Below are 21,534 nucleotides of genomic sequence, written 5' to 3' on the forward strand. Positions count from 1 at the left end.
AATAACCGTGAATGCTGACGACAAGACACGCGTAACGGTTGACATATACGGCTCACAGTACACATTGACAGGACATTCAAGCACCGATTATATGAAGCGGGTAGCGATGCTCGTCAGCGATCAGATGCACAAGATCGCGAGCGGCTCGCCCCGCCTGGATCTCGCCCGGCTCGGCGTCCTGGCGTCGGTCAATATGGCCGACGAGCTCATGCGCATTCGGCGCGAGAACGAGCGGCTGCTGCACGAGGAAGTGGAGCGCAAGCGGCTGTCGGCTGAGATCGAGTCGCTGCTGGCCGAGTGGGACCGGCACAAGGCGGAGAGCGCGGCAGCCCTCGAGGAGGCCGAGCGGCGCTATGCCGATCAGGAGGCGAAGCTGCGCGAGGCTGCCGCTGCCGCGCTGGCGGCTGCATTGTCCAAGGCCGACGAGGAGCGGGAGCGCCTGCGCGGGGACCACCAAGCCGAGCTGGAGCGGATTCTGGCCGATCACGCGGTCGAGACGGAGCTGCTCGCCGAGGAGAACGCCTCGCTCAAAGCTGCGCATGCCGCGGAGCTGGAGCGTGCGGCGCGGGCGCATGCGGCGGAGCTCGGACAAGCGGCCGAGAGACATCGCGCCGAACTGGAGCGCCAGCTGGCCGATCATGAGAGCGGGCTGAACGCTGCCGTTGCGGCTCATCGAGCCGAGCTGGAGCGGATTCAGGCCGAACATGCAGTCGAGACGGAGCTGCTCGGCGAGGAGAATGCGTCGCTTAAGGCTGCGCACGCAGCGGAGCTGGAGCGGACGGAGCAGGCGCACGCGGCGGAGCTCGGACAAGCGACCGAGAGGCATCGCGCCGAGCTGGGGCGGAAGCTGGCGGATCACGAGAGCGAGCTGAACGCCGTCGCAGCGGCCCACCAAGCCGAGCTGGATCGCCTGTCGACCGATCACGCGATCGAGATCGAGCTGCTCGGCGAAGAGAACGCCTCGCTCCAGGCAGCGCATGTTGAGGAGCTGGAGCGGACGGCGCGAGCGCATGCGGCGGAGCTGCAGCGCAGGTCGGAGGCGCATCGGACCGAGCTCGAAGCTGCGGCCGCGCAGCATGCTGCCGCCGTGGCCGAGCTTCGGAGCCGGCAGGAGGAAGTGCTCGCCGAGCGCGCTGCGGCGCAGGATGCGGAGCTGCGCAAGATGCGTCAAGGCTACGAGGACGAGCTGGCGCTGCTCATGGACGACAAGCAGCAAGAGCTGGACCGCCTCGTCGCAGAGCTCGGTCAGGCGCTGCAAGCGCGGGAGGAAGTGCAGGCGAGGCTGCAGGGCGCATTGGACGCCGCGCTCCGGGAGAGCGAGGAGCGGGCGAAGACGCTGCGCGAGTCGCATGCCGCGGAGCTGGCCAGGCGGGAAGCTGACTATCTGGCCGAGCGCGAAGCTGCGGTCGAGGCAGCCAGAGCGGAGCTGGAGGCGGCAAGGTCGGATGCGAATGCGGCGAGATCGGAGCTGTCGTCGCTGCGCACAGGCCATCTGGCCGACCTGGAGCGGCTCAGCGCCGGTCACAATGCAGAGCTGGACGAGCTGCGGCTCGAGCTGGAGCTTGAGCGCGAAGCCCGCGAGTCGGAGCAGGCTGCGGCTGCCAGCAAGCTTGAGGAGGCGCTGCGGCAGGTTGTGGCGGAGCGGGAGGCCGCGCTTGCGAAGCTTCGCTCCGAGCATGCGGGAGAGCTCGACCGCTTGCTGAAGGAGAGCCGCGGCGAGGCGGAGCGCCTGCGGGCGGCGCACAGCCAGACGCTCGAGACGGCCAGACGCGAGGGCGCGGAGGCGCTCGCGGCGGCGAGGGCCGAGCTGGAAGCCGAGCTGACCGCCTCGCAGGCTGCCGTCGAGCGCCTGCAGACACAGCTGACCGAGCAGCTGTCGGCTGCGCGGCAAGCTGTCGCCGCAGCCGAGGCGTCGTACGCCGAGGACCGCCAGCGGCTCGAAGCGCTGCTCGCGAAGGAGCGGGAGGACGCCTCGCAGCTGCTTAACGAAGCGATCGACGAGGAGCGCGAGCAAGCCGAACGGCGAATTGCAGAGGCGATCGCCCGCGCTCGCGAAGATGAGGCGAATCAAGCGGAGGAAGCGATCGCCCGGCTTCGCGAAGAGGCAGCTCGCCAATTGGACGAGCAGCTGGCTCGCGAGCGGCAGTCGGCCGAGCAGCGGCTGGCGCAGCAGCTGAAGGATGAGCGGGCAGCCGCGGCGGCCGCGCTGGACGAAGTGCGCGCAGCGGCTCAGGGCGAGCTGGCTGCGGCCGTCCGACAGGCGACGGCGCCGCTCGAAGGCGAGCTGGAGACCGAGCGCCGGACGGCGGTCGAAGCCCGGCAGCAGCTCGAGCAGCTCCGGGACGCGCATGCGGACGAGCTGGAGCAGCTGCGGAGCGCCGCCGATCAGGAGCGCGAGCGCCTGCGCAGTGCGCTTGATGAAGAGCGCGAGCGTATGCGCGCCGTTCATGAAGCGGAGCTGCACCGCCTGAAGGCCGAAGCCGAATCCAGCGCGGACGCCGGACGCGAGGCGCTGGAGGAAGAGCTGAAGGTCACGCAGGAGCTGTACGAAGCGGAGCTGAAGCAGGCGTTGGACGGACGCGAAGCGGCGGCAGCGGCTGCCGAAGCTGCCCGAACGGAGCTGGCGCGCTTGCAGGCTCGGGAGCGGGAGCTGAGCGAGGTTTGCGAGCGTCAGTCTGCGGAAGCGAATGCGATTCGCGAGGCCGCTGCGCAGGAGCTGCGGTCGGCGGCGGCACGGGAGGAAGCGCTGCGGGCGGCGGAGAAGGAAGCGGCCGAGCGGCTGCGTGAAGAAGCCGAGGCGCGCGAAGCTGCGGAGCGCGAGGCGAACCGGCTCAGGGAGCTGGCGGACGAGCTTGGCGAGCGGGTCGAGACGTCGACCGGCGCGCTGAGACAGCTGCAGCGAAGAGCCGAGGATGCGGAGCGGGAGCGCGATGCGACGGCCGAACGGGCGGAGGCGCTTGAGGCCAAGGTGCGGCAGGCGACGAGCGAGCAGCAGCGGGAGCGCGACGAGCTGCTTCGCGCGGAGCAGGAGCTCGAAGCGGCGAGAGCGCAGGCCGCGGCTGCCGCAGCTGGGCTTCAGGCCGAGCGCGACGCCCTGGAGCTCAAGCTGCAGAGCGTCGAATCGTCCTTGCATTCGGAGAACTCCGAGAGCGATCGCGAGGCAGAGCGCCTCGAACACGAGCTCTCCCGGATCAGGAGCGAGCACGAGGCGCTTCAGATCGAATATGCGAAGCTTCAGAGCGAGTACAACGAATGGATCGACATGCTCGAGGAGCAGACCTGAATAAAATAGCGAGCGCCTCCCCTCCGGCATCAATCCGGAGGGGAGGCGCTCGTTTTTGCGCTGGTCAAAGGCTGTCCTATGACGATTGCCGTCACGCTGCCGCGCGGCGGCGATGCTACTCCACGATCAGCTTGGCCTTCATCGACAGATGGCCTTGTCCGCACACGATGTTGCATTTAATCGTATACGTGCCGGCCTTAAGCGTGGCGACTTTTGATTTTTTGCCGTTGCTTAGCTTGACGCCCGCTTTTTCGATCTCGATGCCATGGGCGCCCTGTTCGTTTTCGAGCGTGTACCGGATCGGCGTATCCTTGGGTACCGTGTATTCGGTCTTGTCGAACTGCCAGTTGCTGGCGTGAATGACCAGTTCTTTCGAAGCCGTGGCCGTATCCTCGCCAGCGGCGTTATCGTTTTTGCCCCCGCACGCGGCGAGCGTGCCCATCAGCGCCAGCGCGGTCAGCGCAGCGGCTATCTTTTTACGCATCAGATGAATCCCCCTTGCGAATTAAAATCCCGGACACGAGCGAATCTCTGCCGGACTGTTGCTATCATAGCATATTCGACCGATAGAATGGAAACGATAGACAATTTCGCGACGGCGACACACGGATGGCCGTTCCGGGCATGAAGCTTGGCCAATAAAGGCATGGTCAACGAACGGCGGTTTCTTTATAATGAATCAATGATAACGATAATCATTTGCATGATAAGGGGCGTTTTAACATGTTGTACAGCTTTAAGAGACAGAGCGGGACGCTGGCCGCCGTCGTCATATTGTTAGCTTTGCTCGCCTCAGCTTGCGGCAATTCGGAGCCGGCCGCGCAGTCTTCTTCGGCGCCGGCTTCGCAAGCCGCCAGCACAGCTTCCGGGCAGGCTGACGACGGTGCGACGGTCGTTTACCGGGATGCGCTGGACCGCGAGGTGACGATTCCCGCGCATCCGCAGCGCATTTTGACGACACAGTATTTGCCGGAGATGCTGGCCGTAGGCGTCAAGCCGATCGGCGTCGTATCGCATCTGTTGACCGGCTTCGTATCGGTGAAGGATCAGATTGGGGGGATTGAAGACATCGGTCCCGCGAACGATCCCAATCTGGAAAAGATGCTCGACATGCAGCCCGATCTGATCATCGCCACGGATTGGGACAAGGACAATCTGGACAAGCTGGAGAAAATCGCACCGACCGTGTTCGTCGGCTGGGAGGGCAGGGATGCGTTTCAGCATCTGAACGATGTGGCGGCCGTGCTCGGCAAGACGAAGGAGGCGGCGGATTGGACGGCCAAGTTCAATGAAAAGGCCGCTGTCGCTGCGGAGCAATTGAAGTCTTCCGTCGGGCCGGAAGAGACGTTCGGCGTCGTCGTCATCGGCGGCTACGAGAAAGGTCAGCTGCGGGTATACGGGCCTGGCAATGTCGGCTACGTCCTGTATGACGCGCTGCACTTTTCGATGACCGATACCGTCAAGCGGGAGTGGGACAAAGGGGGCCACGAGCTGGGCATCCAGCTTTCGCTGGAGAAGCTTCCGGAGTTCGCTTCGGCCGATCGCCTGTTTCTCGTCCGTTTTGACAATGATCCCGACTTTGACCAGCAGGTGCTGAACAGCGCGCTGTGGAAAAGCCTTCCTGCCGTTAAAAACGGCAAAGTGTACGAGGTGGACAACAACTTGTGGTTCTCGTACGACGTCATGTCGTTCAGCGCGCAGCTCGACGATGCGGTTGCCCTGCTGTCGAACAAGTAAGGCGCCGCCATGCAGCTGCAGACTGAATTTTCTCCTGCCGCCGCCGGCCTGACCGTATTTTACCGCTGGGAGAGCATCGAGCGGCTGACCGTCAAGCGGGACGAGGTGTTGACCTGGCCGACTGACGATCGCCTCCTCCTGCTCGCCGCCGAGGAGGGCGCGCTCAGTCTGGACATCGACGGCGGAGAGCGCCTGACAGCCGCCGATGCCTGTGCGTTCTGGCCGACGGGCGGCCAGGACGCGCTCGTCTGCCGATTTCGGCAGGATGTCGCATTTTATGCGCTCCGCTATGTGCAAGTCGCTGCGCCCCCTGCCGGCGAGAGCGGCGCCGACGGCGCTGCCGCTCTTGCGGGGGAAGCCGAGCTGCGCGCCGAACTTGGCCGCGGCGTAGCGCTGCCGCTGGCGCCCGAGGCCATAACGGCCATGCGGGCGCTGTACGCGCTGCGGGAGACGACGCGGCAGCCGGATATGTACCGCGCTCACCTGCTGTCCCAGCAGATCGTGCTTGCCTTGCTTGAATCGCTGCACCGCGAGCGGGACGACGGCGTTGAGCTGCGGCGTACGGTCGCCGCAACGATCTCCCGCCTGACGGCCGATCCCGGTGCGGACTGGAGCATCGGGCGGCTCGCCCGCGAGGCCGGCTGCTCGCCGCGCCAATACGGCAGATTATTCAAGTCGTTGACGGGCTTGAGCCCGATGCAGTACGTGGCCGAGCAGCGCATGGCGGAGGCGCGGCGCAGACTGCTGCGCGAGGAGGCCTCGCTCGCAGAGATCGCCGGCTCGCTGGGCTACGCCGATCCGTTTCATTTCAGCCGCGCCTTCAAGCGGCATGAGGGCGTGGCGCCCAGCTTTTATATCAGCTCCAGGAAGCAAGGCATGCGCCTGGTTGCCTTTCAATATTTGGGAGACCTGCTCACGCTCGGTCTCAAGCCGCTCGGCGCCTCTCGCCAGCTGATGGGATGCCGCTACTTCGGCAATCGCGTGCGGGGCATGGCGCAGGCGGGTGGCTCGGTCGTCGAGCCGGATCTGGAGCGGGTCAGATTGCTGGAGCCCGAGCTGATCCTCACCTTTAACGGCTGTCATTACGACAGATATGCGGCAATATCGCCGACGCTCGACGTGTCCTGGTCGCTCTCGCCCGAGGAGCGCCTGTCCGCCGTAGCCGCCGCTGTCGATCGGGAGGAAGAGGCCGCCCGCTGGATTCGCCGTTATCGCAAAAAAGTCGAGGAGGCTGCCGAGCGGCTATCCGGACCGTTGATCGGCTGCGGGACCGTCAGCTTTATGTGGACGCTCGGACTGCCGCATACGGTACAGATTTACAACGATTTGACCGTGCTTTACCGCGACCTCGGCTGCCAGCCTCCTCCCGTCGTTCGGGAAATTCAGGGGCGTGTCGGCCATCCATTCAAATCGAACGTGTCCATCGACCAGCTGCCCGCGTATGTCGGCGATACGCTGCTGGTCGTCGTCAGTCCCGACGCATCGTCAAGGAGGCAGTTCGGACGGCTGACGCAGAGCCCGATCTGGCAGGGGCTCGAAGCCGTTCGCCGCGAGCGGGTGTTCGTGCTCGGCGAAGAGTGGCTGCGTGAGGACCCGGTGTCTCTTGAGGGACAACTGCGCGATTTGCAAGCGATATTCAAAAAACCTCGCCAGCTCCATTGATGGAGCGGCGAGGTTTTTTGCGACGCGGACGTCTTTCCCACTGATGAAGAAAGCCGCCTTTTTGTCAATTGTGGCGCTTGCCGGCGTTGTACGGGTTGCCGATCGGGATAAACAGGTCGATGATCCCGATGACGAGTGCGGCGAGGAGCGCGCCGAGTATCGAGACGCTAATACCGCCGACGATGAACTGTGCGAGCCAGATGACGAGCGCGCTGCACAGAAATCCGACGATGCCGCGTCCGAACGGCGTTACGTTTTTGCCGAAGATCGCTTCGATGATCCAACCGAGTACCGCGATCACGAGCGCGAGCATGAGGGCGCTCCAGAATCCGCCAACCGAGAACTGGGGAACCAAGTATCCGACAATCATCAGAATGATCGCAGACACGATGAAGCGTACGACATGTCCGAGAAAATGCATATGCCTTCCTCCCGTCATCATAACTATCGTCCGGCAATAACGCCGGCATTAAAGGTAGTGTATCCCGTACTTGCATTCGTTATTACTGGGCGTGATGCAAGCGTACCCGCCATCGGATATAATGGGAGGCGAGAGGAGTTGGCGCGACGCCGTGAACGACAAGGCGCTATATACATTGGAATACGACAAAATCATCAATCGGCTCACGCAATTGGGGGAGACGTCACTTGGCAAGGAGGAGGCGGGCAAGCTCCGGCCTTCTTCCGACCTGCGCGACGTGAGCCGGAGATTGGATACGACAGCCGAAGCCGTACGCGCGATGGCAGTCAAGGGATCGCCGCCTTTCGGCGGCATAAGTGATGTTCGGCCGGCGCTCGGCAGAGCCAAGCTCGGCGCCATGCTGCTGCCGACGGAACTGATTGACATCGCCCAGTTCATCATGGGCTCGAGGAGAATACGCAAATATGTGGCGGCCGTGTCCGAAGAAGCGGATGTCCCGCTGCTCGAGGATCTGTGCGAGCCGTTGATCGACGCCAAGCAGCAGGAAGACGAGATCCGCCGCTGCATCGACGATCAAGGTGAAGTGATGGACGCAGCGAGCGCGGAGCTGGGCTCGATCCGCAGAGAGATCCGCACAAACGAAGGCCGGGCCCGCGAGAAGCTCGAGAGCATGATCCGCTCGACATCGGTGCAGAAGATGCTTCAGGATGCGCTCATCACAATTCGCGGCGATCGGTATGTCATCCCCGTCAAGGCAGAATACCGTTCCCACTTCGGCGGCATCGTCCACGATCAATCCGGCAGCGGCGCGACGCTGTTCGTCGAGCCTGAAGCCGTCCTGCAGATCAACAACAAGCTGCGCGAGCTCAAGCTGCGGGAGACGCGCGAGATCGAGCGGATCTTGCGCCAGCTGTCCGATGGCGTCGGCGTCAAGGCAGAGCTGCTCATCGGAGATGCCGAGGCGCTCGGATACATCGATTCGATATTCGCCCGCGCCAAACTGGCCGATGCCATGCTCGCGACCAAGCCGCAGATGAACGATGACGGCCGCATACGGCTGAAGCGGGCGAGACATCCGTTGATCGATGCCAGAAAAGTAGTGCCGACCGACATCGAGCTGGACGACGAACATTCGGCGATTATCGTTACGGGGCCGAATACGGGCGGCAAGACCGTATCGCTCAAGACAGTCGGCTTGCTCAGCCTCATGGCGATGTCCGGTCTGTTCGTGCCGGCCGACGAAGGGACGATGCTGTGCGTATTCGACGGCATCTACGCCGATATCGGAGACGAGCAGAGCATCGAGCAGAGCCTGAGTACGTTCTCCAGCCATATGACGAATCTGATCGGCATGCTCGGGCAGGTGACGAGCCGCAGCCTCGTCCTGCTCGACGAGCTCGGCGCGGGGACCGATCCGGCAGAAGGCTCGGCGCTGGCCATCGCGATACTGGAGCATCTGCACCGCATGCGCTGCCGTCTGCTCGCCACTACGCACTACAGCGAGCTGAAGGCGTACGCCTACAATCGCGAAGGGATCATGAATGCGAGCATGGAGTTCGACGTGGCCACGCTAAGCCCTACCTATCGGCTTCTGATCGGCGTGCCTGGACGAAGCAATGCCTTCGCAATCGCCGAGCGGCTCGGGCTGCCGCGTTCGATCATCGATCGCGCGCGCGGCGAAGTCAGCGACGACGAGCTGAAGGTGGACACGATGATCGCCTCGCTCGAGCGGGATCGGCGTACGGCCGAATCCGAGCGTCAGCTCGCGGAGCGGTTGAAGCGCGAAGCCGACGAATTGAGGCGCAAGCTGGAGGAAGAACGGCTCAAGTTTCAGGAACAGCGCGTCAAGCTGCTGGAGGATGCGCGCGAGGAAGCGCGTCAGCAGGTGGCCAAGGCGAGACGCGAGGCGGAGGAGATCATCGCCGACCTGCGCAAGCTGGCGCTCGACGAGGCCGCGAGCGTCAAGGAGCACAAGCTCATCGAAGCGCGCAGGAAGCTGGATGATGCCGTGCCGGATCCGGTTGCGAGGCCGCGGCCTGCCGCAGCCAAGACCGCCAAGCTGGGAGCGGGAGACGAGGTCAAGGTCTACAGCCTCGGCGGCCAGAAGGGGCATATCGTGGAGATTGCCGGCAGCGACGCCTTCGTGCAGCTTGGCATCATGAAGATGAAGGTGCCGCTCGCGGATCTTGAACCGACCCAAGCGTCGAAGGCACAGGCTTCCGGCAAAAAAGCCCAGCCTGCGGCAGCGGGTCCGACCGTCAAGCGAACGACCGGCGACCAGATCCGCACCGAGCTTGATCTGCGCGGCGCCACGCTCGACGAAGCGATCATCGAGACCGATCGTTTTCTCGACGAGTCGTTTCTGTCGAATTTGCATCAGGTGTACATCATTCACGGCAAAGGTACGGGCGCCCTTCGGACAGGAATCCAGGAGTTTCTGCGCCGCCACAAGCATGTGAAGAGCTACAGGCTGGGCAATTACGGCGAAGGCGGCGCCGGCGTTACCGTAGCGGAGCTAATCTAGCGTGAAGGAGCGGTGCGCATGAACGAGCCGAGTGCGATCGATCGTCTGCTGTCCCATCCGGCGATCGCGATTCCTGCTTACTTCTCCGTCGGCATTCTGATGCTGATCGTCTGTCTATACTGCTTTGAGCGGGTTACCAAGTACGAATGCTGGAACGAGATTCGCAAAGGGAACATTGCCGTCGCCATGGCTACCGGAGGCAAGATCTTCGGCATCTGCAACATCTTTCGCTTTTCCATTCAATCGAACGACAGCATTTACGAGAGCATGCTCTGGGCCGGCGGGGGATTTCTGCTGCTGCTCGCCGCCTATTTGCTGTTCGAATTCGTGACGCCGGTATTCCGGATCGACGAAGAGATCGGCAAGGACAACCGGGCTGTCGGTCTCATCTCGATGCTGCTGTCCGTGTCGTTGTCCTATATTATCGGAGCGGCGGTGACGCTCGGCTGAGGCCGGCGGCCGCGGGAGGTATGTGATGAAGTATTTATGGGGAACGCTGTTCGCCCTTGCGGCCCTGTTTTTCATATTGGGAATTGTCTACATGGTAAAGGAGGGTTAAGATGGCTGCCGATATTATTATTTGCCCTTGGTGTCAATCCGAGATCATTCAAGAACCGGGTCAGGAGCCGGACAAATTTTGTCCGGTGTGCGACAACGAATTGAGCGGCTACCGAACCTTGCGATTCGGACTCGGAGACGACGAGGAGCAGGAATTTGAAGACGACGAAGCTGAGCGCCCCGGTCTGAGCGCGGCACTGCTGAGAGGGCAAACCGAAGATGTGGAAGAGATTGACCTGGACGACGACGAGCTGCGGACCAAGGACGAGGCGTTGCTGCGATATGAGTCGACCGTAGAAGCGATACTGGACGAGCAGGAATTCGTGCCCGAATGTCCGCAGTGCAGGGAATATATGCTCGAGACCGGCCGTCAAGTCGTCGCTGCCAAGGACTTCACGCCCAAATCGGCAGCGCGTTTGCAGGGACGCTCCGTTCTCCAGGCTCCTTTTTCGATGATACTGTATATGTGTCCGTCCTGCTTCACCATGACATATGCGCTCTCCGAAGACGACCGCAGCCGGATTGGCGACAGATTAAGCCAGGACAACGACGCGGACGGAGCATGACCATGAAGAAGCTAGTCTATCAGAGCGTCACCGAGATGATCGGCGATACGCCTGCCGTTAGACTGAACCGAGTGACCGGTCCTGAGGACGCTGAGGTGCTGGTGAAGCTGGAACGCTTCAATCCGAGCGGCAGCGTGAAGGACCGGGCGGCCGGCTCGATGATCGAGGATGCCGAAGCGCGGGGGCTGATCTCTCCCGGCTCGCTTATCGTCGAGCCGACGAGCGGTAATACGGGCATCGGTCTCGCGATGAACGCGGCGGCCAGAGGCTATCGGTTAATCTTGGTTATGCCGGACAATATGTCTCAAGAAAGAGTCGCCCTGCTGCGGGCCTACGGCGCGGAAGTCGTGCTGACGCCCGCCTCCCAGCGCATGCCGGGCGCAATCCGCGAAGCGCAGGCAATCGCCGCAGCGTCGCCGGGCAGCTTCATGCCTAATCAGTTCGAGAACACGGCCAACCCCGATATTCACCGCAGAACGACCGCGCTGGAGATTTTGGAACAGACGGACGGACGGCTCGATGCGTTCGTGGCGACAGCCGGCACGGGCGGCACAATGACCGGCACGGGCGAGGCGCTGAAGGCCCGGTTGCCGGGTATTCATATCGCAGTTGTCGAACCTGCGGGATCGCCGGTGTTGTCGGGCGGTATCCCTGGTCCCCACAAGCTTGTCGGTACGAGCCCCGGATTTGTTCCGGCGATTCTGAATACCGCTATTTACGACGAGATCGTACAAGTGTCGGACGAACATGCGATCGAGACGATGAAGCTGTTGGCTCGATGCGAGGGCATTTTAGCCGGACCTTCCTCCGGCGCTTCCGTATGGGCGGCGCTGCAACTGGCCAAGCAGCTCGGCAAAGGCAAGCGGGTGCTGTGCATCGCGCCCGATACCGGAGAGCGGTACTTGTCGATGGATTTGTTCTAGATCGCCCCAGGCTGTGTCGTAGGCTCGGCGCAGCCGGTCGGCCCTCGCTGTAACCTATCCCCTTTTATGCCTTTTGAACGGTATCCCCTTTGGGCAGGAAAACCTGAGACAGAAATCCTCAGACAGAAATCCTCAGACAGAAATCCTCAGATATCGCATACATGCCGCATGTTAGGCTCAGCTTCTCCTGCTACATGTTACAATCCCCCCCGGCACACCCGCTCCACGGAGTATCCCTTTCGATCAGGTTGAGGCTTGTTCTCGGATGAGCCCCGCTTCATTCAGCTTTTACGATACGAGAGGGGAAGCCTTTTGCGTGCTGAAGTTTGCGTAATTCCACCCTAGGGCGGCTGCGCTACGATCCTTTCCAACCAATGCTCGGTATGTCACGGTGGGCGTCATCCCGCATTGGCGCACGAGCGATTCGAAGAGATCGGTACGGATCGAATAACGAAAGCAGAATTCATCCAAGTAGGCTTGCAAGTGCTTGGACCCGATCCCGCCGAATGTTCTTGCGAGCCAGCGGACCGCCCCTTCCCAGATGATTCCTAAAGCTGTTCGGCCGTGCGCGCCGGACCGTCCTACAATTCTGGTGCTTCGGGAGCTTGGCCGGGTATCGGCATACTCCGTGAGAAAAGGCTGAAAAGATGCATCGCTAAAGGTACGTCGGGTAAATCCCGACAGTGGGAAACGCTTGATCTTTATTTCAACGACTTCGCCCGTATCTGCTTGAACGGATGCGCCTAAGACGCAGGGCTGTTCCTGACATTCCAGTGGAATGCGCGAATCGAAGTAACTATAATAGGGCCGCGCATAAAATTCGCCGAACAGCTCCAAGTCACCCTCAAGCAACCGTGCCTCGTCCCAAATACCGATCGCATGACGCAGTTTGTGATTGATAAGCCATGCGGTTTTGTAGGTCACCTGAATAAGCTCGGACAGCAGCTTGGCGGAGATGCCGATTCGCATGAGATGAAGGGCTTGGAACCACTTGGCCAAAGGCGTACGCGTACCCTCCATAATCGTGCCGGAGATCAGCGAAGTCTGATGCGCGCATGAACGGCATTCGTATTTTTTGCGGGAGCAAAGAAGGTAATAAGCGGAATGGTCGCAGCGGGGGCAGCGGAATCCATGAGGCCATTTGGCAGAGAAAAGCGCAGTCCGGCAAGCTTCCTCATTGAATTGAAGCAATGACTCGCGAATCTCCGAATGCATATACATGGACATGCCCTCGCTTTCAAATATGAGAACTTATGTTCTTATTTTACCTCAAAATTCCACATTATGCAACCTTCAAAGTGAGGCCTCAGAGGCGAGAATGCTTGCTCCTGCATAAAGGGGATACGGCGATCTGGAGGATGTGAAGCGTTAGGGGCTTGGCGATCTGGAGGATGCAGAAATGGGAGACGGGGAGTTGGGGAGGCGGAAATACGGCAATCTGGGATGTGGAGATAAAGCGATATCGATCAGCGATAACGCACGTCGTTCCTGCCCGAAGGGGATACCGTTCAAAAGGGGAATTTGCAGTATTAGGCCCCAATGAAATGGTAGAAAAAGTAAATCAATAAAGCAAGTACTGCTTGAAGCATGGACAAGAACCCAGGATGCAGAATCTGAATAGGGCAGGCGCGACAACCGCATAATAAGGTGGATTGCCCAACTACAGGAGGGATTGTAATGCTTCAACCGATTACCGGCAAGGAGCTGGAGTACATCGCCGACTCCATGTCCAACGAGGATCTGATGATCAAGCAATGTACGGCTGGCGCGGCGGAGTGTTCGAATCCGCAAATCAAGCAGGTGCTCGATCATCAGGCGCAGGTGCATACCCAGAATTATCAGACGCTTTTGTCGCTTCTGCAGCAGCATCAGCCGCTCGCTCCTACGCAGCCGCAAGCTTAATCTTATTACCAACAAGAACAAGGAGGTTTTATCATATGGCGCCAGCTAATCAACAGTTTATGCCGGATGAGGACTTGGCTTATACCGTGCTCTGCGATCTGAAAAGAACGACCCGGGAGTACGCCACGGCGGCGATGGAATCGGTCTGTCCGGCGGTTCGCCAGCAATTCACGCAATTGCTGAACATGACGCTCCAGATGCAGGGAGAGCTGTACACGGCCATGCAGTCGAACAATATGTACAACGCTTCTTCGCCGACGCTTCGGCAGGATATCGACAAAAACCTGAAGAACTATCAGGATACGCAAATGAAAACCCAGCAATTCGTGCAGCAGGTCAAGCAAAACGCGCCGCAAGCGTGGCAGCAGCAGGCACAGCAAATGAACCAGCCGCAAATGCAGCAGCATTAAGACCGCTGTCCATGCTCGGCAGAAATGCCGGGTGCATGCTCCTGTTCATGCCAAGTTTGGCCGAGCGGCATCACTCAACCTCTCCCGGACCTGAAGCGTCCGAGAGAGGTTTTTTAAATGCGGTCGAAGATGAATTATCCTTTCCACAGGGCCCGTATTTGATGTAATATGAGAGTTATTCAGGAGGGATCCCAATGAACGAGTTCAAGTTTAAGATTTTGGATCTGCTCAAGGAAGACGCGAGATTGTCCGCTTCGACCATCGCTACGATGCTTGGGGCGGACGAAGCAGATGTGTCTTCCGCCATCGCGGAGATGGAGCGGGACCATGTGATCGTAAAGTATGCGAGTGTGATTAACTGGAGCAAGGTGGATGACGAGAAGGTTACGGCGCTGATCCAAGTCGAGTGCACGCCCGAGCGCGGCCGCGGCTTCGAGAGCATTGCCGAGCGCATTTACCTGTATCCTGAGGTCAAGTCCGTATATTTGATGTCGGGCGCATACGATTTGCAGGTAGAGATTGAAGGCAAGACGCTGAAGGAAGTCGCTTCGTTCGTCTCCAACAAGCTCTCGACGATCGAATCCGTTATCGCGACCAAAACCTTTTTTATTCTTAAAAAATATAAACAGGACGGCATCATATTCGAGGAAATCGAAGACGATCACCGCCTGCTCGTCTCTCCGTAAAAGAGCGAGTATATTGCAAAGGACGGTTGTCCAATCATGATTACGAATCAACAGACGCGCGGCACGACACCGGAAGAAGGGATGAAGCGGTATTTATCCGCCGGCGCGCGCGCAATCCCGCCGTCTGGCATTCGCCGGTTCTTCGACCTGGTCAGCGCCAGCAAGGATAGCAGCATCATCTCGCTCGGCGTCGGCGAGCCGGACTTCGTGACGCCGTGGCATATTCGCGATGCCGCCGTCTACTCGCTTGAAAAGGGTAAGACGCAGTACACGTCCAATGCCGGCCTCCTGGAGCTGCGCGAAGAGATCGCCGCTTACTTGAGCCGGCAGTTCCAGCTGCAATACGAGCCTTCGGACGAAGTGCTCGTGACCGTCGGCGGTAGCGAGGCGATCGATCTCGCCATACGGGCGCTCGTCGAGCCGGGAGACGAGGTTCTTATCCCGGAGCCTTGCTACGTGCCGTACGACCCGATCACGGCGCTCGGCGGGGGCGTACCGGTCGGGATCGAGACGTTCGCCGAGGACGGCTTTAAGCTGACGGCGGATAATCTGCGCGCTGCCGTCACACCGCGTTCCAAAGTGCTCATCTTGTCCTATCCGAGCAATCCGACGGGCGCGATCATGAGCTACGAGGACCTGCTGCCGATCGCCAAGATAGCGGTGGAGCACGATTTGATCGTCATTTCGGATGAGATTTATGCCGAGCTCACCTATGGGGCCAAGCATGTGAGCATCGCTTCGCTGCCCGGCATGAAGGACCGCACGATTCTGGTCAGCGGTTTTTCCAAGGCGTTCGCCATGACCGGCTGGCGCATGGGCTACGCCTGCGGTCATCCCGACCTCATCGGGGCAATGCTGAAGATTCATCAGTACACGGTCATGTGCGCCCCGATCATGGGCCAAGTCGCCGCGCTTGAGGCGCTCAGGAACGGTATGGACGAGATGTATCGAATGATCGAGTCGTACAACCAGCGCCGCAGGCTCGTCGTCCAGGGATTCCGCGACATCGGGCTGTCGTGCCACGAGCCCAAGGGAGCATTTTACGTGTTTCCTTCGATTCAATCGACCGGCCTGTCTTCGGAGGAATTCTCGATGCGTCTCGTGAAGGATGCGAAGGTCGCGGCAGTTCCCGGCCATGTGTTCGGCAAAGGCGGCGAAGGCTTCCTCCGCTGCTCGTACGCGTCCTCGGTATCTCAGCTTACCGAAGCGTTGGAGCGGATCGGGCAGTTTGTCAAGCAGATCTGAGCAGTTTAAGCTGAGGGTGTTTTTTTTCTGAAATTCTGCTATAATTACCCTTGTTTTGCAGACTTGACCGTACTGCGGAGAGGGGGAAAACGATGGCGACAGCGAACAATCATTTAGTTGATCCGGCCCAGCGCACGGTTTGGATGCCGGTCACGAATGTCTGCAATGAAGTCGGCGCGCCTCCCTCGTACAATGACAGGAGCCTGCAAGAAGAGATCGATCTGCTTAGGCGGCGAATGACGGAGACCTTTCTCCAGGAAGATTCCTTCACTGCGGAGCCGGTCATGGAGATCAGTCGGATGCTGGATCTGAAGATCAACGAATATATGAAAATGAGCTATATTGCGCGCTAAGCCCGGGATCTGCTCCGGGCTTTTTTCTTGTCCATGGCGGATTATGCTATAGTAAAGCTAGAAATTGCGCCTGGGGGTGACGGGATGCTCTTGCTTGTAACCGGCTGTACGGGATCAGGCAAATCGGCATACGCTAGGCATCTCGCACAATCGCTTGGGCGAGAAGCCATCAGACTGGCATGCCCGACTTGGCCGCCGCTCAATGCGGACAGCATCCCTGATATGGATTGCAGACACGACAGCGACGCCGGCTTGTTGTCCGACACCCGCGGGACGCCTGCTGCAAATCCAGACCGCGCGGCACGCCGCAGGTTCGAGTGGACGCATATTGAAGCGAATGCCGATTGCGCGTTGGCGCTGAACCGCATCAATATGGACTCGAATCCGTACCGGGCCGAGCGCCGGGCGCTGGTGCTGGACAGCCTGTCGGGCTGGCTGCGCCAGCAGGTGGCGGCTGCCTCGATGGATATGAAGCGGGACGACCAAACGCTGTGCGAGCATCGTGAAGAGCAAGGCGGCCATGACGGCCGGCAAGCAGCGAACCCGAAGGCAGCGGCAGAGGAATTGCTGCGAGCCTTGCTTGAATTTGAAGGGATCGTCATCGTCGTGACCGAGGAAGCTGTCGCGGGACTCGCCTCAGATCCATGGGAACGATTATACATACGGCTGCTGGCCGAGGCCAACCGGCGGCTGGCGGACGCGTCTCATGCAATCTATCGCATGTCCTTCGGCATCGCCACGGCGATCCGGGGCGAGCGGCTGTGAACGGAGGGAAGCGGAATGAAGCTGTACACAAGAACCGGCGATAAAGGGATGACCTCGGTCATCGGCGGCAAAGTAAGCAAAAACGACGAGCGCGTGGAAGCGTTCGGGACGATCGACGAGCTGAATGCATTTGTAGGTCAGGCCGCTGCAGCAGCGGCTGGCGGCATCGGAGCGTCGCCGTTCGCGGCGGCATTGTCGGACGAGCTGGCTGTCATCCAGCACGAACTGTTCGATTGCGGGTCCGATCTCTCCTACGCGGCGCCGACGCCCGAGCAGCTGAAGGTACAGCCGGAGATGACGGCCAGGCTCGAGGCTTGGATCGATCGGCATGAGGCGGGCAATCCGCCGATCGCGAGGTTCATTCTGCCTGGCGGCACAGCCGTCGCGGCGGCGTTGCACGTATGCCGGACCGTATGCCGCAGAGCGGAGCGGACGGTCGTGACGCTGGCTGCGACCGGCGGATCCTGTCCGCCCGAGGTAGCGAAGTATTTGAACCGGCTGTCCGATTATTTTTTTGCCGCCGCGAGAGCAGCCAATGCGAGCGAGGGCGTGCCGGACGTCGAATACGAGAGAGGCGCCGCGGTGTTCCGCCGCGGTGGCAGGGAGCTATAGCATCGATGAATTCAGAACATGTTGAAGGATACTACAAGCCGCTCGTCCATGTCGCGGACGAGCGGGATGAAGGCCGCATGCTGCGCGATGTGCTGCGGGGCCGCCTGGGCATCTCCAGAAGGCTGTGGAACAAGCTGAAGACGACGGAGGAAGGCGTGACCGTGAACGGGAACGCCGTCTACTCCAGCTTCATTCTGACGGCCGGGGACGTGTTGGCGCTGCGCATGGCGGAGGAATCGTCAGAGGATATTCTGCCGCAGCCGATCCCGCTGAATATCGTCTTCGAGGACGAGCATCTGCTTGTGTTGAACAAGCCGGCGGGCATCATCGTGCACCCGACGACGGGGCATTATGCCAATACGCTGGCGAACGGCGTCGTGCACTACTGGCGGGAACGCGGCGAGCGCTGCCGGTTCCGTCCGGTCAACCGGCTGGACGAGCATACGTCCGGGCTCGTGATCGTCGCCAAGCATCCGTATGCGCAGCAGCAGCTGTCCGCGCAGATGTCGGCGGGCACCGTCGTCAAGCAGTACCGCGCTTATGTGTACGGCCGCCCGCCGGCGGAGGACGGGGAAGTGAACGCGCCGATCGGACGCGTCCCGGAAGATCCGCACCGCAGGGCGGTGCGCGAGGACGGACAGCCGTCGCTGACCTATTATTCGCTGGCGGAGGCGTTCCCTTGCGGCGCCAGCGCGCTGAGCGTCCGGCTGGGAACGGGGCGCACGCATCAGATTCGCGTGCATATGGGCGCGATCGGCTGCCCGCTCATCGGGGACGCTTATTATGCGGATCCGGCATGGGAGCGGACGCCGCTGGCTGCCGCGCTCTCGGGGCGGATCGGCAGGCAGGCGCTGCACGCCGCGCTGCTCTCCTTCCGCCACCCGGTGACGGGTGCCGAGACGACGCTGGAGGCGCCGCTGCCCGAGGACTTGCGCGCACTCGAGCTCGCGCTGCGCGAGCTCAAGTTAGCTTGACGCCGCTGCCAAGTCCCATTTTCTTGAGAATGAACCGAAGGAGCTATTCCATGTCCAAGAAGTTGACCGTGTACCAATATCCATCCTGCGATACTTGCCGCAAAGCGGTCAAGTCGCTGCAAGCGCAAGGCCACGAGCTGGAATTAATTAATATCAAGACGTCTCCGCCCTCCGTGCAGGAGCTGAACAAACTGATCGCGGCCAGCGGCCTGCCGATTCAAAAATGGTTTAATACGGCGGGCGACGTATACCGGTCTCTCGGACTGAAGGACCGCATGGCGCAGCTGACGGATGAACAAAAAACGGAGCTGCTGGCCGGCAACGGCATGCTGATCAAGCGGCCGGTCGTCACGGATGGCAATACGGCGACCGTCGGCTATCGGGAGGAGGAGTACAAGCGTGTCTATGCCGACTGACGGCCGGGAACCGGAGGTAACGTCTAGTCAGGAGAGCAAGCCGGCTGCGCAACAACGGACGGAAGCTGCAGAGCGGGAGCAGGAACCGAACCCGAACCCCGAAGCCGGATTTGAACGGGAAAAGGGGGCATTCCAAGCGGAAACGCCATCTCGCGAGGATAGCTCCCCAAGCGACGAAGGCGGCAGGCGCCGCGGCAAAGGGGGCTCCTGGGCATTCGGCGCGGTGCTGGCGTTTCTGCTCGGCAAGGGCAAGGCTGGACTGCTGCTGCTCTTGAAGTTCGGCAAGCCGCTTATCTCCATGGCCGTATCGATTGGCGCTTATGCGCTTATTTATCCATGGGCGTTTGCGGTGGGCATCGTGGCGCTGCTGCTCGTCCATGAGCTGGGCCATGTCTGGGTGGCCAAGCGCAAAGGGCTGCCCGTGACCGCGCTTCTGTTCGTCCCCTTCCTCGGCGCCGCCGTCATGATGAAGCGCAATCCGAAGGACGCCGCCACGGAGGCCGACATCGCGCTCGGCGGGCCGTACCTCGGCACGGCAGCGGCCTTCGTCTGCTACGGGATCGGCGTTTACACGGACAGCGGCGTTTGGCATATGCTCGCTTATATCGGCTTTTTCCTTAATCTGTTCAATCTGCTGCCGATGCGCCCGCTTGACGGCGGCAGAATCTCAGCGGCGGTGAACCGCTGGATCTGGGTGGGCGGCGTTGTCGCGGCGCCGTTCGTGCTCTGGTATACGAAAAGTGTGCTGTTCGCCTTGATTTTAGGCTGGTTCGTGGTGTCCACTTACCGTCAATTCAAGAAGGGCCGCGGGAGTGGACCGGAACATATTGCGGAGGGCGTATACCAAGCGAAGGCGGATGCTTCGCTGCCCGATTGGTACTATCGGGGCTCCAGCCATCTGCGGGACCTGCCCTATACGGCTTATTGCACCATGGACGGCCAGCATGTCGTCGAATTCGAATGGGAAGCGCTCTCCTTCAAGGGCGAGCTGCCGATCGATCAGGCGATTCTGATCCGTCGCGTATACGCCTACCAGATCGAGGGGCCGGACGAGGATCAGAATCTGTCGCTCAAGGTGCGGGTCGAAGGCAATGTGTACGAGCCGGATAACTATTATGACGTGGCGAACCGGGACAGATGGCGGATCGGCATTTTGTACGGCGGCCTTATTTTTTTGCTCGTCTATATGATGTGGGTCATTCAACAAGCAGGCTGGACGGAGCCTGTGTAGACGGAGCCCGTGCAGGGTACGGCGGACAATAGGCAGGCATCGAAAGGGAAGGAAGAAGCGGCTATGGAACGGAATTGCTGGACATCGGATCGGCTGAGTCGTCTCGGATCGGCCATATTCTCGGAGGTTGGCGGCTGGAAAGCGCAGGCGCGGGCCAGCGGGCTGGATGTCATCCAGCTCGATATCGGCAGTCCGGACAGGCCGCCGGCGCTGGCGATCCGCGAGCGGCTCGCGCAGGCCAGCCTGCAGCCGGAGCTGTATCGTTACCCCGGCACGGACGGCAGCCCGCCCTTCAGGGGCAAGGTCGCGGCGTGGTTCGAGCATCGCTTCGGCGTCGCGCTGGACCCCGAGCGCGAGGTGCTCTCGCTCATGGGCACGCAGGACGGCCTCGCGCATCTGGCGCTGGCCATGACGAATCCGGGCGACGCGGCGCTGCTGCCCGATCCCGGATACCCCGTCTACCAGGCCGGCCTCGCCGTGGCGGGGGTAGAGACGGTCGCCATGCCGCTGACGGCGGAGCGCGGCTACCTGCCGGACTTCGGCGCCGTCCCCGACCGCGTCTGGGACAAGGTCAAGTTCATGCTGCTCAGCTATCCGAGCAATCCGACGGCGGCCGTGGCGGACTTGTCCTTCTTCGAGGAAGCCGTCGCGGTTGCCAGGCGCAGAGGCGTCCTGCTCGTGCACGACAACGCCTACAGCGAGATGGCGTATGACGGCTTCAAGCCGCCGAGCGTGCTCGAGGTGCCGGGCGCGAAGGACGTGGCGATCGAGTTCCACTCGATGTCCAAGTCGTTCCATCTCGCCGGCGCCCGCATCGGCTATGCCGTAGGCAACCCGGACGTGCTGGACAGTCTGCGCGCGCTCAAGAACAACATCGACTTCGGCGTGTTCCTCGCCGTCCAGGAGGCCGCGATCGCAGCGCTCGATCTCGATATGACGGCCCCAGATCCGGTAGCCGCCGAGTACGAGCGGCGTCGCGACGCCTTCATCGCGGCCATGGCCGAAGCGGGCTGGGTGATCCCGCCGCCCCGCGGCTCGATGTTCGCCTGGGCGCCCGTGCCGGACGGCCGGTCTTCGCGGGAGCTGGCCCGGTCGATGCTCGAGCGGACCGGCGTCGCGGTCATTCCGGGCAGCGCGTTCGGCGCGCGCGGCGAGGGCTATGTCCGCTTCGCGCTCGTCGAGCCGGAGGATCGCCTGCGCGAGGCGGCCGGGCGGATCGGACGGTTCCTGCGGGGTGTGCTATAATAGAGAGATAGACTAGCGCAC

21 protein-coding genes are annotated in these 21,534 nt (G+C 61.3%); 18 read left to right on the forward strand and 3 right to left on the reverse strand.

Annotated features, from left to right (window positions below):
* Positions 1-7 precede the first annotated feature (7 nt).
* Complete coding sequence (gene zapA / locus VQ071_RS21100) at positions 8-3,283, forward strand: cell division protein ZapA (protein WP_340516217.1); 3,276 nt, start codon at positions 8-10, stop codon at positions 3,281-3,283.
* A gap of 115 nt (positions 3,284-3,398) precedes the next feature.
* Here the strand turns inward: zapA and VQ071_RS21105 are convergent, their stop codons facing one another.
* On the reverse strand, positions 3,399-3,767 hold the full coding sequence (locus tag VQ071_RS21105; RefSeq protein WP_340516218.1) for a cupredoxin domain-containing protein: 369 nt from the start codon (positions 3,765-3,767) through the stop codon (positions 3,399-3,401).
* A 239-nt stretch (positions 3,768-4,006) separates the two neighbouring features.
* Between VQ071_RS21105 and VQ071_RS21110 the strand changes: the two genes are divergently transcribed.
* Positions 4,007-5,020 (forward strand): ABC transporter substrate-binding protein, encoded by a 1,014-nt coding sequence (locus tag VQ071_RS21110; protein WP_340516219.1) that lies wholly within the window; start codon positions 4,007-4,009, stop codon positions 5,018-5,020.
* Between the two features lie 9 nt (positions 5,021-5,029).
* Complete coding sequence (locus VQ071_RS21115; protein WP_340516220.1) at positions 5,030-6,682, forward strand: AraC family transcriptional regulator; 1,653 nt, start codon at positions 5,030-5,032, stop codon at positions 6,680-6,682.
* 64 nt (positions 6,683-6,746) lie between these two features.
* Here VQ071_RS21115 and VQ071_RS21120 read toward each other — a convergent pair whose 3' ends face one another.
* Positions 6,747-7,103, reverse strand: a complete 357-nt coding sequence (locus tag VQ071_RS21120) for a phage holin family protein (RefSeq protein WP_340516221.1) — start codon at positions 7,101-7,103, stop codon at positions 6,747-6,749.
* Between the two features lie 151 nt (positions 7,104-7,254).
* Between VQ071_RS21120 and VQ071_RS21125 the strand changes: the two genes are divergently transcribed.
* The 4 genes from VQ071_RS21125 (at position 7,255) to cysK (ending at position 11,674) form a co-directional block, all read left to right on the forward strand.
* The gene (locus VQ071_RS21125) at positions 7,255-9,627 is read left to right on the forward strand and encodes an endonuclease MutS2 (RefSeq protein WP_340516222.1); all 2,373 of its coding nucleotides are present in this window, start codon (positions 7,255-7,257) and stop codon (positions 9,625-9,627) included.
* A gap of 18 nt (positions 9,628-9,645) precedes the next feature.
* Entirely contained in the window at positions 9,646-10,077 is a 432-nt protein-coding gene (locus VQ071_RS21130; RefSeq protein WP_340516223.1) for a DUF350 domain-containing protein, read from the forward strand.
* Positions 10,078-10,187: 110 nt separating this feature from the next.
* Complete coding sequence (locus VQ071_RS21135) at positions 10,188-10,751, forward strand: hypothetical protein (protein ID WP_340516224.1); 564 nt, start codon at positions 10,188-10,190, stop codon at positions 10,749-10,751.
* A gap of 2 nt (positions 10,752-10,753) precedes the next feature.
* A complete protein-coding gene (gene cysK, locus VQ071_RS21140) occupies positions 10,754-11,674 on the forward strand; it encodes a cysteine synthase A (RefSeq protein WP_340516225.1) in 921 nt (306 codons plus the stop codon).
* A gap of 288 nt (positions 11,675-11,962) precedes the next feature.
* On the opposite strand, the gene VQ071_RS21145 is transcribed toward cysK, so the two are convergent.
* Positions 11,963-12,895, reverse strand: coding sequence for an IS1595 family transposase (locus VQ071_RS21145; protein ID WP_340516226.1), 933 nt, complete (start codon positions 12,893-12,895; stop codon positions 11,963-11,965).
* 456 nt (positions 12,896-13,351) lie between these two features.
* On the opposite strand from VQ071_RS21145, the gene VQ071_RS21150 reads away from it, so the two are divergent.
* The 11 genes from VQ071_RS21150 (at position 13,352) to VQ071_RS21200 (ending at position 21,513) form a co-directional block, all read left to right on the forward strand.
* Positions 13,352-13,576, forward strand: a complete 225-nt coding sequence (locus VQ071_RS21150; RefSeq protein WP_340516227.1) for a spore coat protein — start codon at positions 13,352-13,354, stop codon at positions 13,574-13,576.
* A 35-nt stretch (positions 13,577-13,611) separates the two neighbouring features.
* A complete protein-coding gene (locus VQ071_RS21155; RefSeq protein WP_340516228.1) occupies positions 13,612-13,986 on the forward strand; it encodes a spore coat protein in 375 nt (124 codons plus the stop codon).
* A 194-nt stretch (positions 13,987-14,180) separates the two neighbouring features.
* A complete protein-coding gene (locus VQ071_RS21160) occupies positions 14,181-14,672 on the forward strand; it encodes an Lrp/AsnC family transcriptional regulator (RefSeq protein WP_340516229.1) in 492 nt (163 codons plus the stop codon).
* 36 nt (positions 14,673-14,708) lie between these two features.
* Positions 14,709-15,917, forward strand: a complete 1,209-nt coding sequence (locus tag VQ071_RS21165) for an aminotransferase class I/II-fold pyridoxal phosphate-dependent enzyme (protein ID WP_340516230.1) — start codon at positions 14,709-14,711, stop codon at positions 15,915-15,917.
* 92 nt (positions 15,918-16,009) lie between these two features.
* Entirely contained in the window at positions 16,010-16,270 is a 261-nt protein-coding gene (locus VQ071_RS21170) for a Spo0E family sporulation regulatory protein-aspartic acid phosphatase (protein ID WP_445293322.1), read from the forward strand.
* Between the two features lie 222 nt (positions 16,271-16,492).
* Positions 16,493-17,035, forward strand: a complete 543-nt coding sequence (locus VQ071_RS21175; protein WP_340516231.1) for a bifunctional adenosylcobinamide kinase/adenosylcobinamide-phosphate guanylyltransferase — start codon at positions 16,493-16,495, stop codon at positions 17,033-17,035.
* A 15-nt stretch (positions 17,036-17,050) separates the two neighbouring features.
* A complete protein-coding gene (locus VQ071_RS21180) occupies positions 17,051-17,647 on the forward strand; it encodes a cob(I)yrinic acid a,c-diamide adenosyltransferase (RefSeq protein WP_340516232.1) in 597 nt (198 codons plus the stop codon).
* A 5-nt stretch (positions 17,648-17,652) separates the two neighbouring features.
* Positions 17,653-18,621: an RluA family pseudouridine synthase gene (locus VQ071_RS21185; RefSeq protein WP_340516233.1), complete on the forward strand. Its 969-nt coding sequence runs from the start codon at positions 17,653-17,655 to the stop codon at positions 18,619-18,621.
* A 50-nt stretch (positions 18,622-18,671) separates the two neighbouring features.
* The gene (locus VQ071_RS21190; protein WP_340516234.1) at positions 18,672-19,037 is read left to right on the forward strand and encodes an arsenate reductase family protein; all 366 of its coding nucleotides are present in this window, start codon (positions 18,672-18,674) and stop codon (positions 19,035-19,037) included.
* A complete protein-coding gene (locus tag VQ071_RS21195) occupies positions 19,027-20,268 on the forward strand; it encodes a site-2 protease family protein (protein WP_340516317.1) in 1,242 nt (413 codons plus the stop codon). The genes VQ071_RS21190 and VQ071_RS21195 overlap by 11 nt, the downstream gene beginning before the upstream one ends.
* A 63-nt stretch (positions 20,269-20,331) precedes the next feature.
* Positions 20,332-21,513 (forward strand): aminotransferase class I/II-fold pyridoxal phosphate-dependent enzyme, encoded by a 1,182-nt coding sequence (locus VQ071_RS21200; protein WP_340516235.1) that lies wholly within the window; start codon positions 20,332-20,334, stop codon positions 21,511-21,513.
* Positions 21,514-21,534: the final 21 nt, after the last annotated feature.

The organism is Cohnella sp. 56 (assembly GCF_037963805.1).
Lineage (GTDB): Bacteria > Bacillota > Bacilli > Paenibacillales > Paenibacillaceae > Cohnella.

What these genes read in the sequence shown, in the direction of transcription:
- VQ071_RS21105 (WP_340516218.1), bottom strand. Translation starts at nt 3,767, where the DNA reads ATGCGTAAAAAGATAGCCGCTGCGCTGACCGCGCTGGCGCTGATGGGC.
- VQ071_RS21110 (WP_340516219.1), top strand. Translation starts at nt 4,007, where the DNA reads ATGTTGTACAGCTTTAAGAGACAGAGCGGGACGCTGGCCGCCGTCGTC.
- VQ071_RS21115 (WP_340516220.1), top strand. Translation starts at nt 5,030, where the DNA reads ATGCAGCTGCAGACTGAATTTTCTCCTGCCGCCGCCGGCCTGACCGTA.
- VQ071_RS21120 (WP_340516221.1), bottom strand. Translation starts at nt 7,103, where the DNA reads ATGCATTTTCTCGGACATGTCGTACGCTTCATCGTGTCTGCGATCATT.
- VQ071_RS21130 (WP_340516223.1), top strand. Translation starts at nt 9,646, where the DNA reads ATGAACGAGCCGAGTGCGATCGATCGTCTGCTGTCCCATCCGGCGATC.
- VQ071_RS21135 (WP_340516224.1), top strand. Translation starts at nt 10,188, where the DNA reads ATGGCTGCCGATATTATTATTTGCCCTTGGTGTCAATCCGAGATCATT.
- cysK (WP_340516225.1), top strand. Translation starts at nt 10,754, where the DNA reads ATGAAGAAGCTAGTCTATCAGAGCGTCACCGAGATGATCGGCGATACG.
- VQ071_RS21145 (WP_340516226.1), bottom strand. Translation starts at nt 12,895, where the DNA reads ATGTATATGCATTCGGAGATTCGCGAGTCATTGCTTCAATTCAATGAG.
- VQ071_RS21150 (WP_340516227.1), top strand. Translation starts at nt 13,352, where the DNA reads ATGCTTCAACCGATTACCGGCAAGGAGCTGGAGTACATCGCCGACTCC.
- VQ071_RS21155 (WP_340516228.1), top strand. Translation starts at nt 13,612, where the DNA reads ATGGCGCCAGCTAATCAACAGTTTATGCCGGATGAGGACTTGGCTTAT.
- VQ071_RS21160 (WP_340516229.1), top strand. Translation starts at nt 14,181, where the DNA reads ATGAACGAGTTCAAGTTTAAGATTTTGGATCTGCTCAAGGAAGACGCG.
- VQ071_RS21165 (WP_340516230.1), top strand. Translation starts at nt 14,709, where the DNA reads ATGATTACGAATCAACAGACGCGCGGCACGACACCGGAAGAAGGGATG.
- VQ071_RS21170 (WP_445293322.1), top strand. Translation starts at nt 16,010, where the DNA reads ATGGCGACAGCGAACAATCATTTAGTTGATCCGGCCCAGCGCACGGTT.
- VQ071_RS21175 (WP_340516231.1), top strand. Translation starts at nt 16,493, where the DNA reads ATGGATTGCAGACACGACAGCGACGCCGGCTTGTTGTCCGACACCCGC.
- VQ071_RS21180 (WP_340516232.1), top strand. Translation starts at nt 17,051, where the DNA reads ATGAAGCTGTACACAAGAACCGGCGATAAAGGGATGACCTCGGTCATC.
- VQ071_RS21185 (WP_340516233.1), top strand. Translation starts at nt 17,653, where the DNA reads ATGAATTCAGAACATGTTGAAGGATACTACAAGCCGCTCGTCCATGTC.
- VQ071_RS21190 (WP_340516234.1), top strand. Translation starts at nt 18,672, where the DNA reads ATGTCCAAGAAGTTGACCGTGTACCAATATCCATCCTGCGATACTTGC.
- VQ071_RS21195 (WP_340516317.1), top strand. Translation starts at nt 19,027, where the DNA reads ATGCCGACTGACGGCCGGGAACCGGAGGTAACGTCTAGTCAGGAGAGC.
- VQ071_RS21200 (WP_340516235.1), top strand. Translation starts at nt 20,332, where the DNA reads ATGGAACGGAATTGCTGGACATCGGATCGGCTGAGTCGTCTCGGATCG.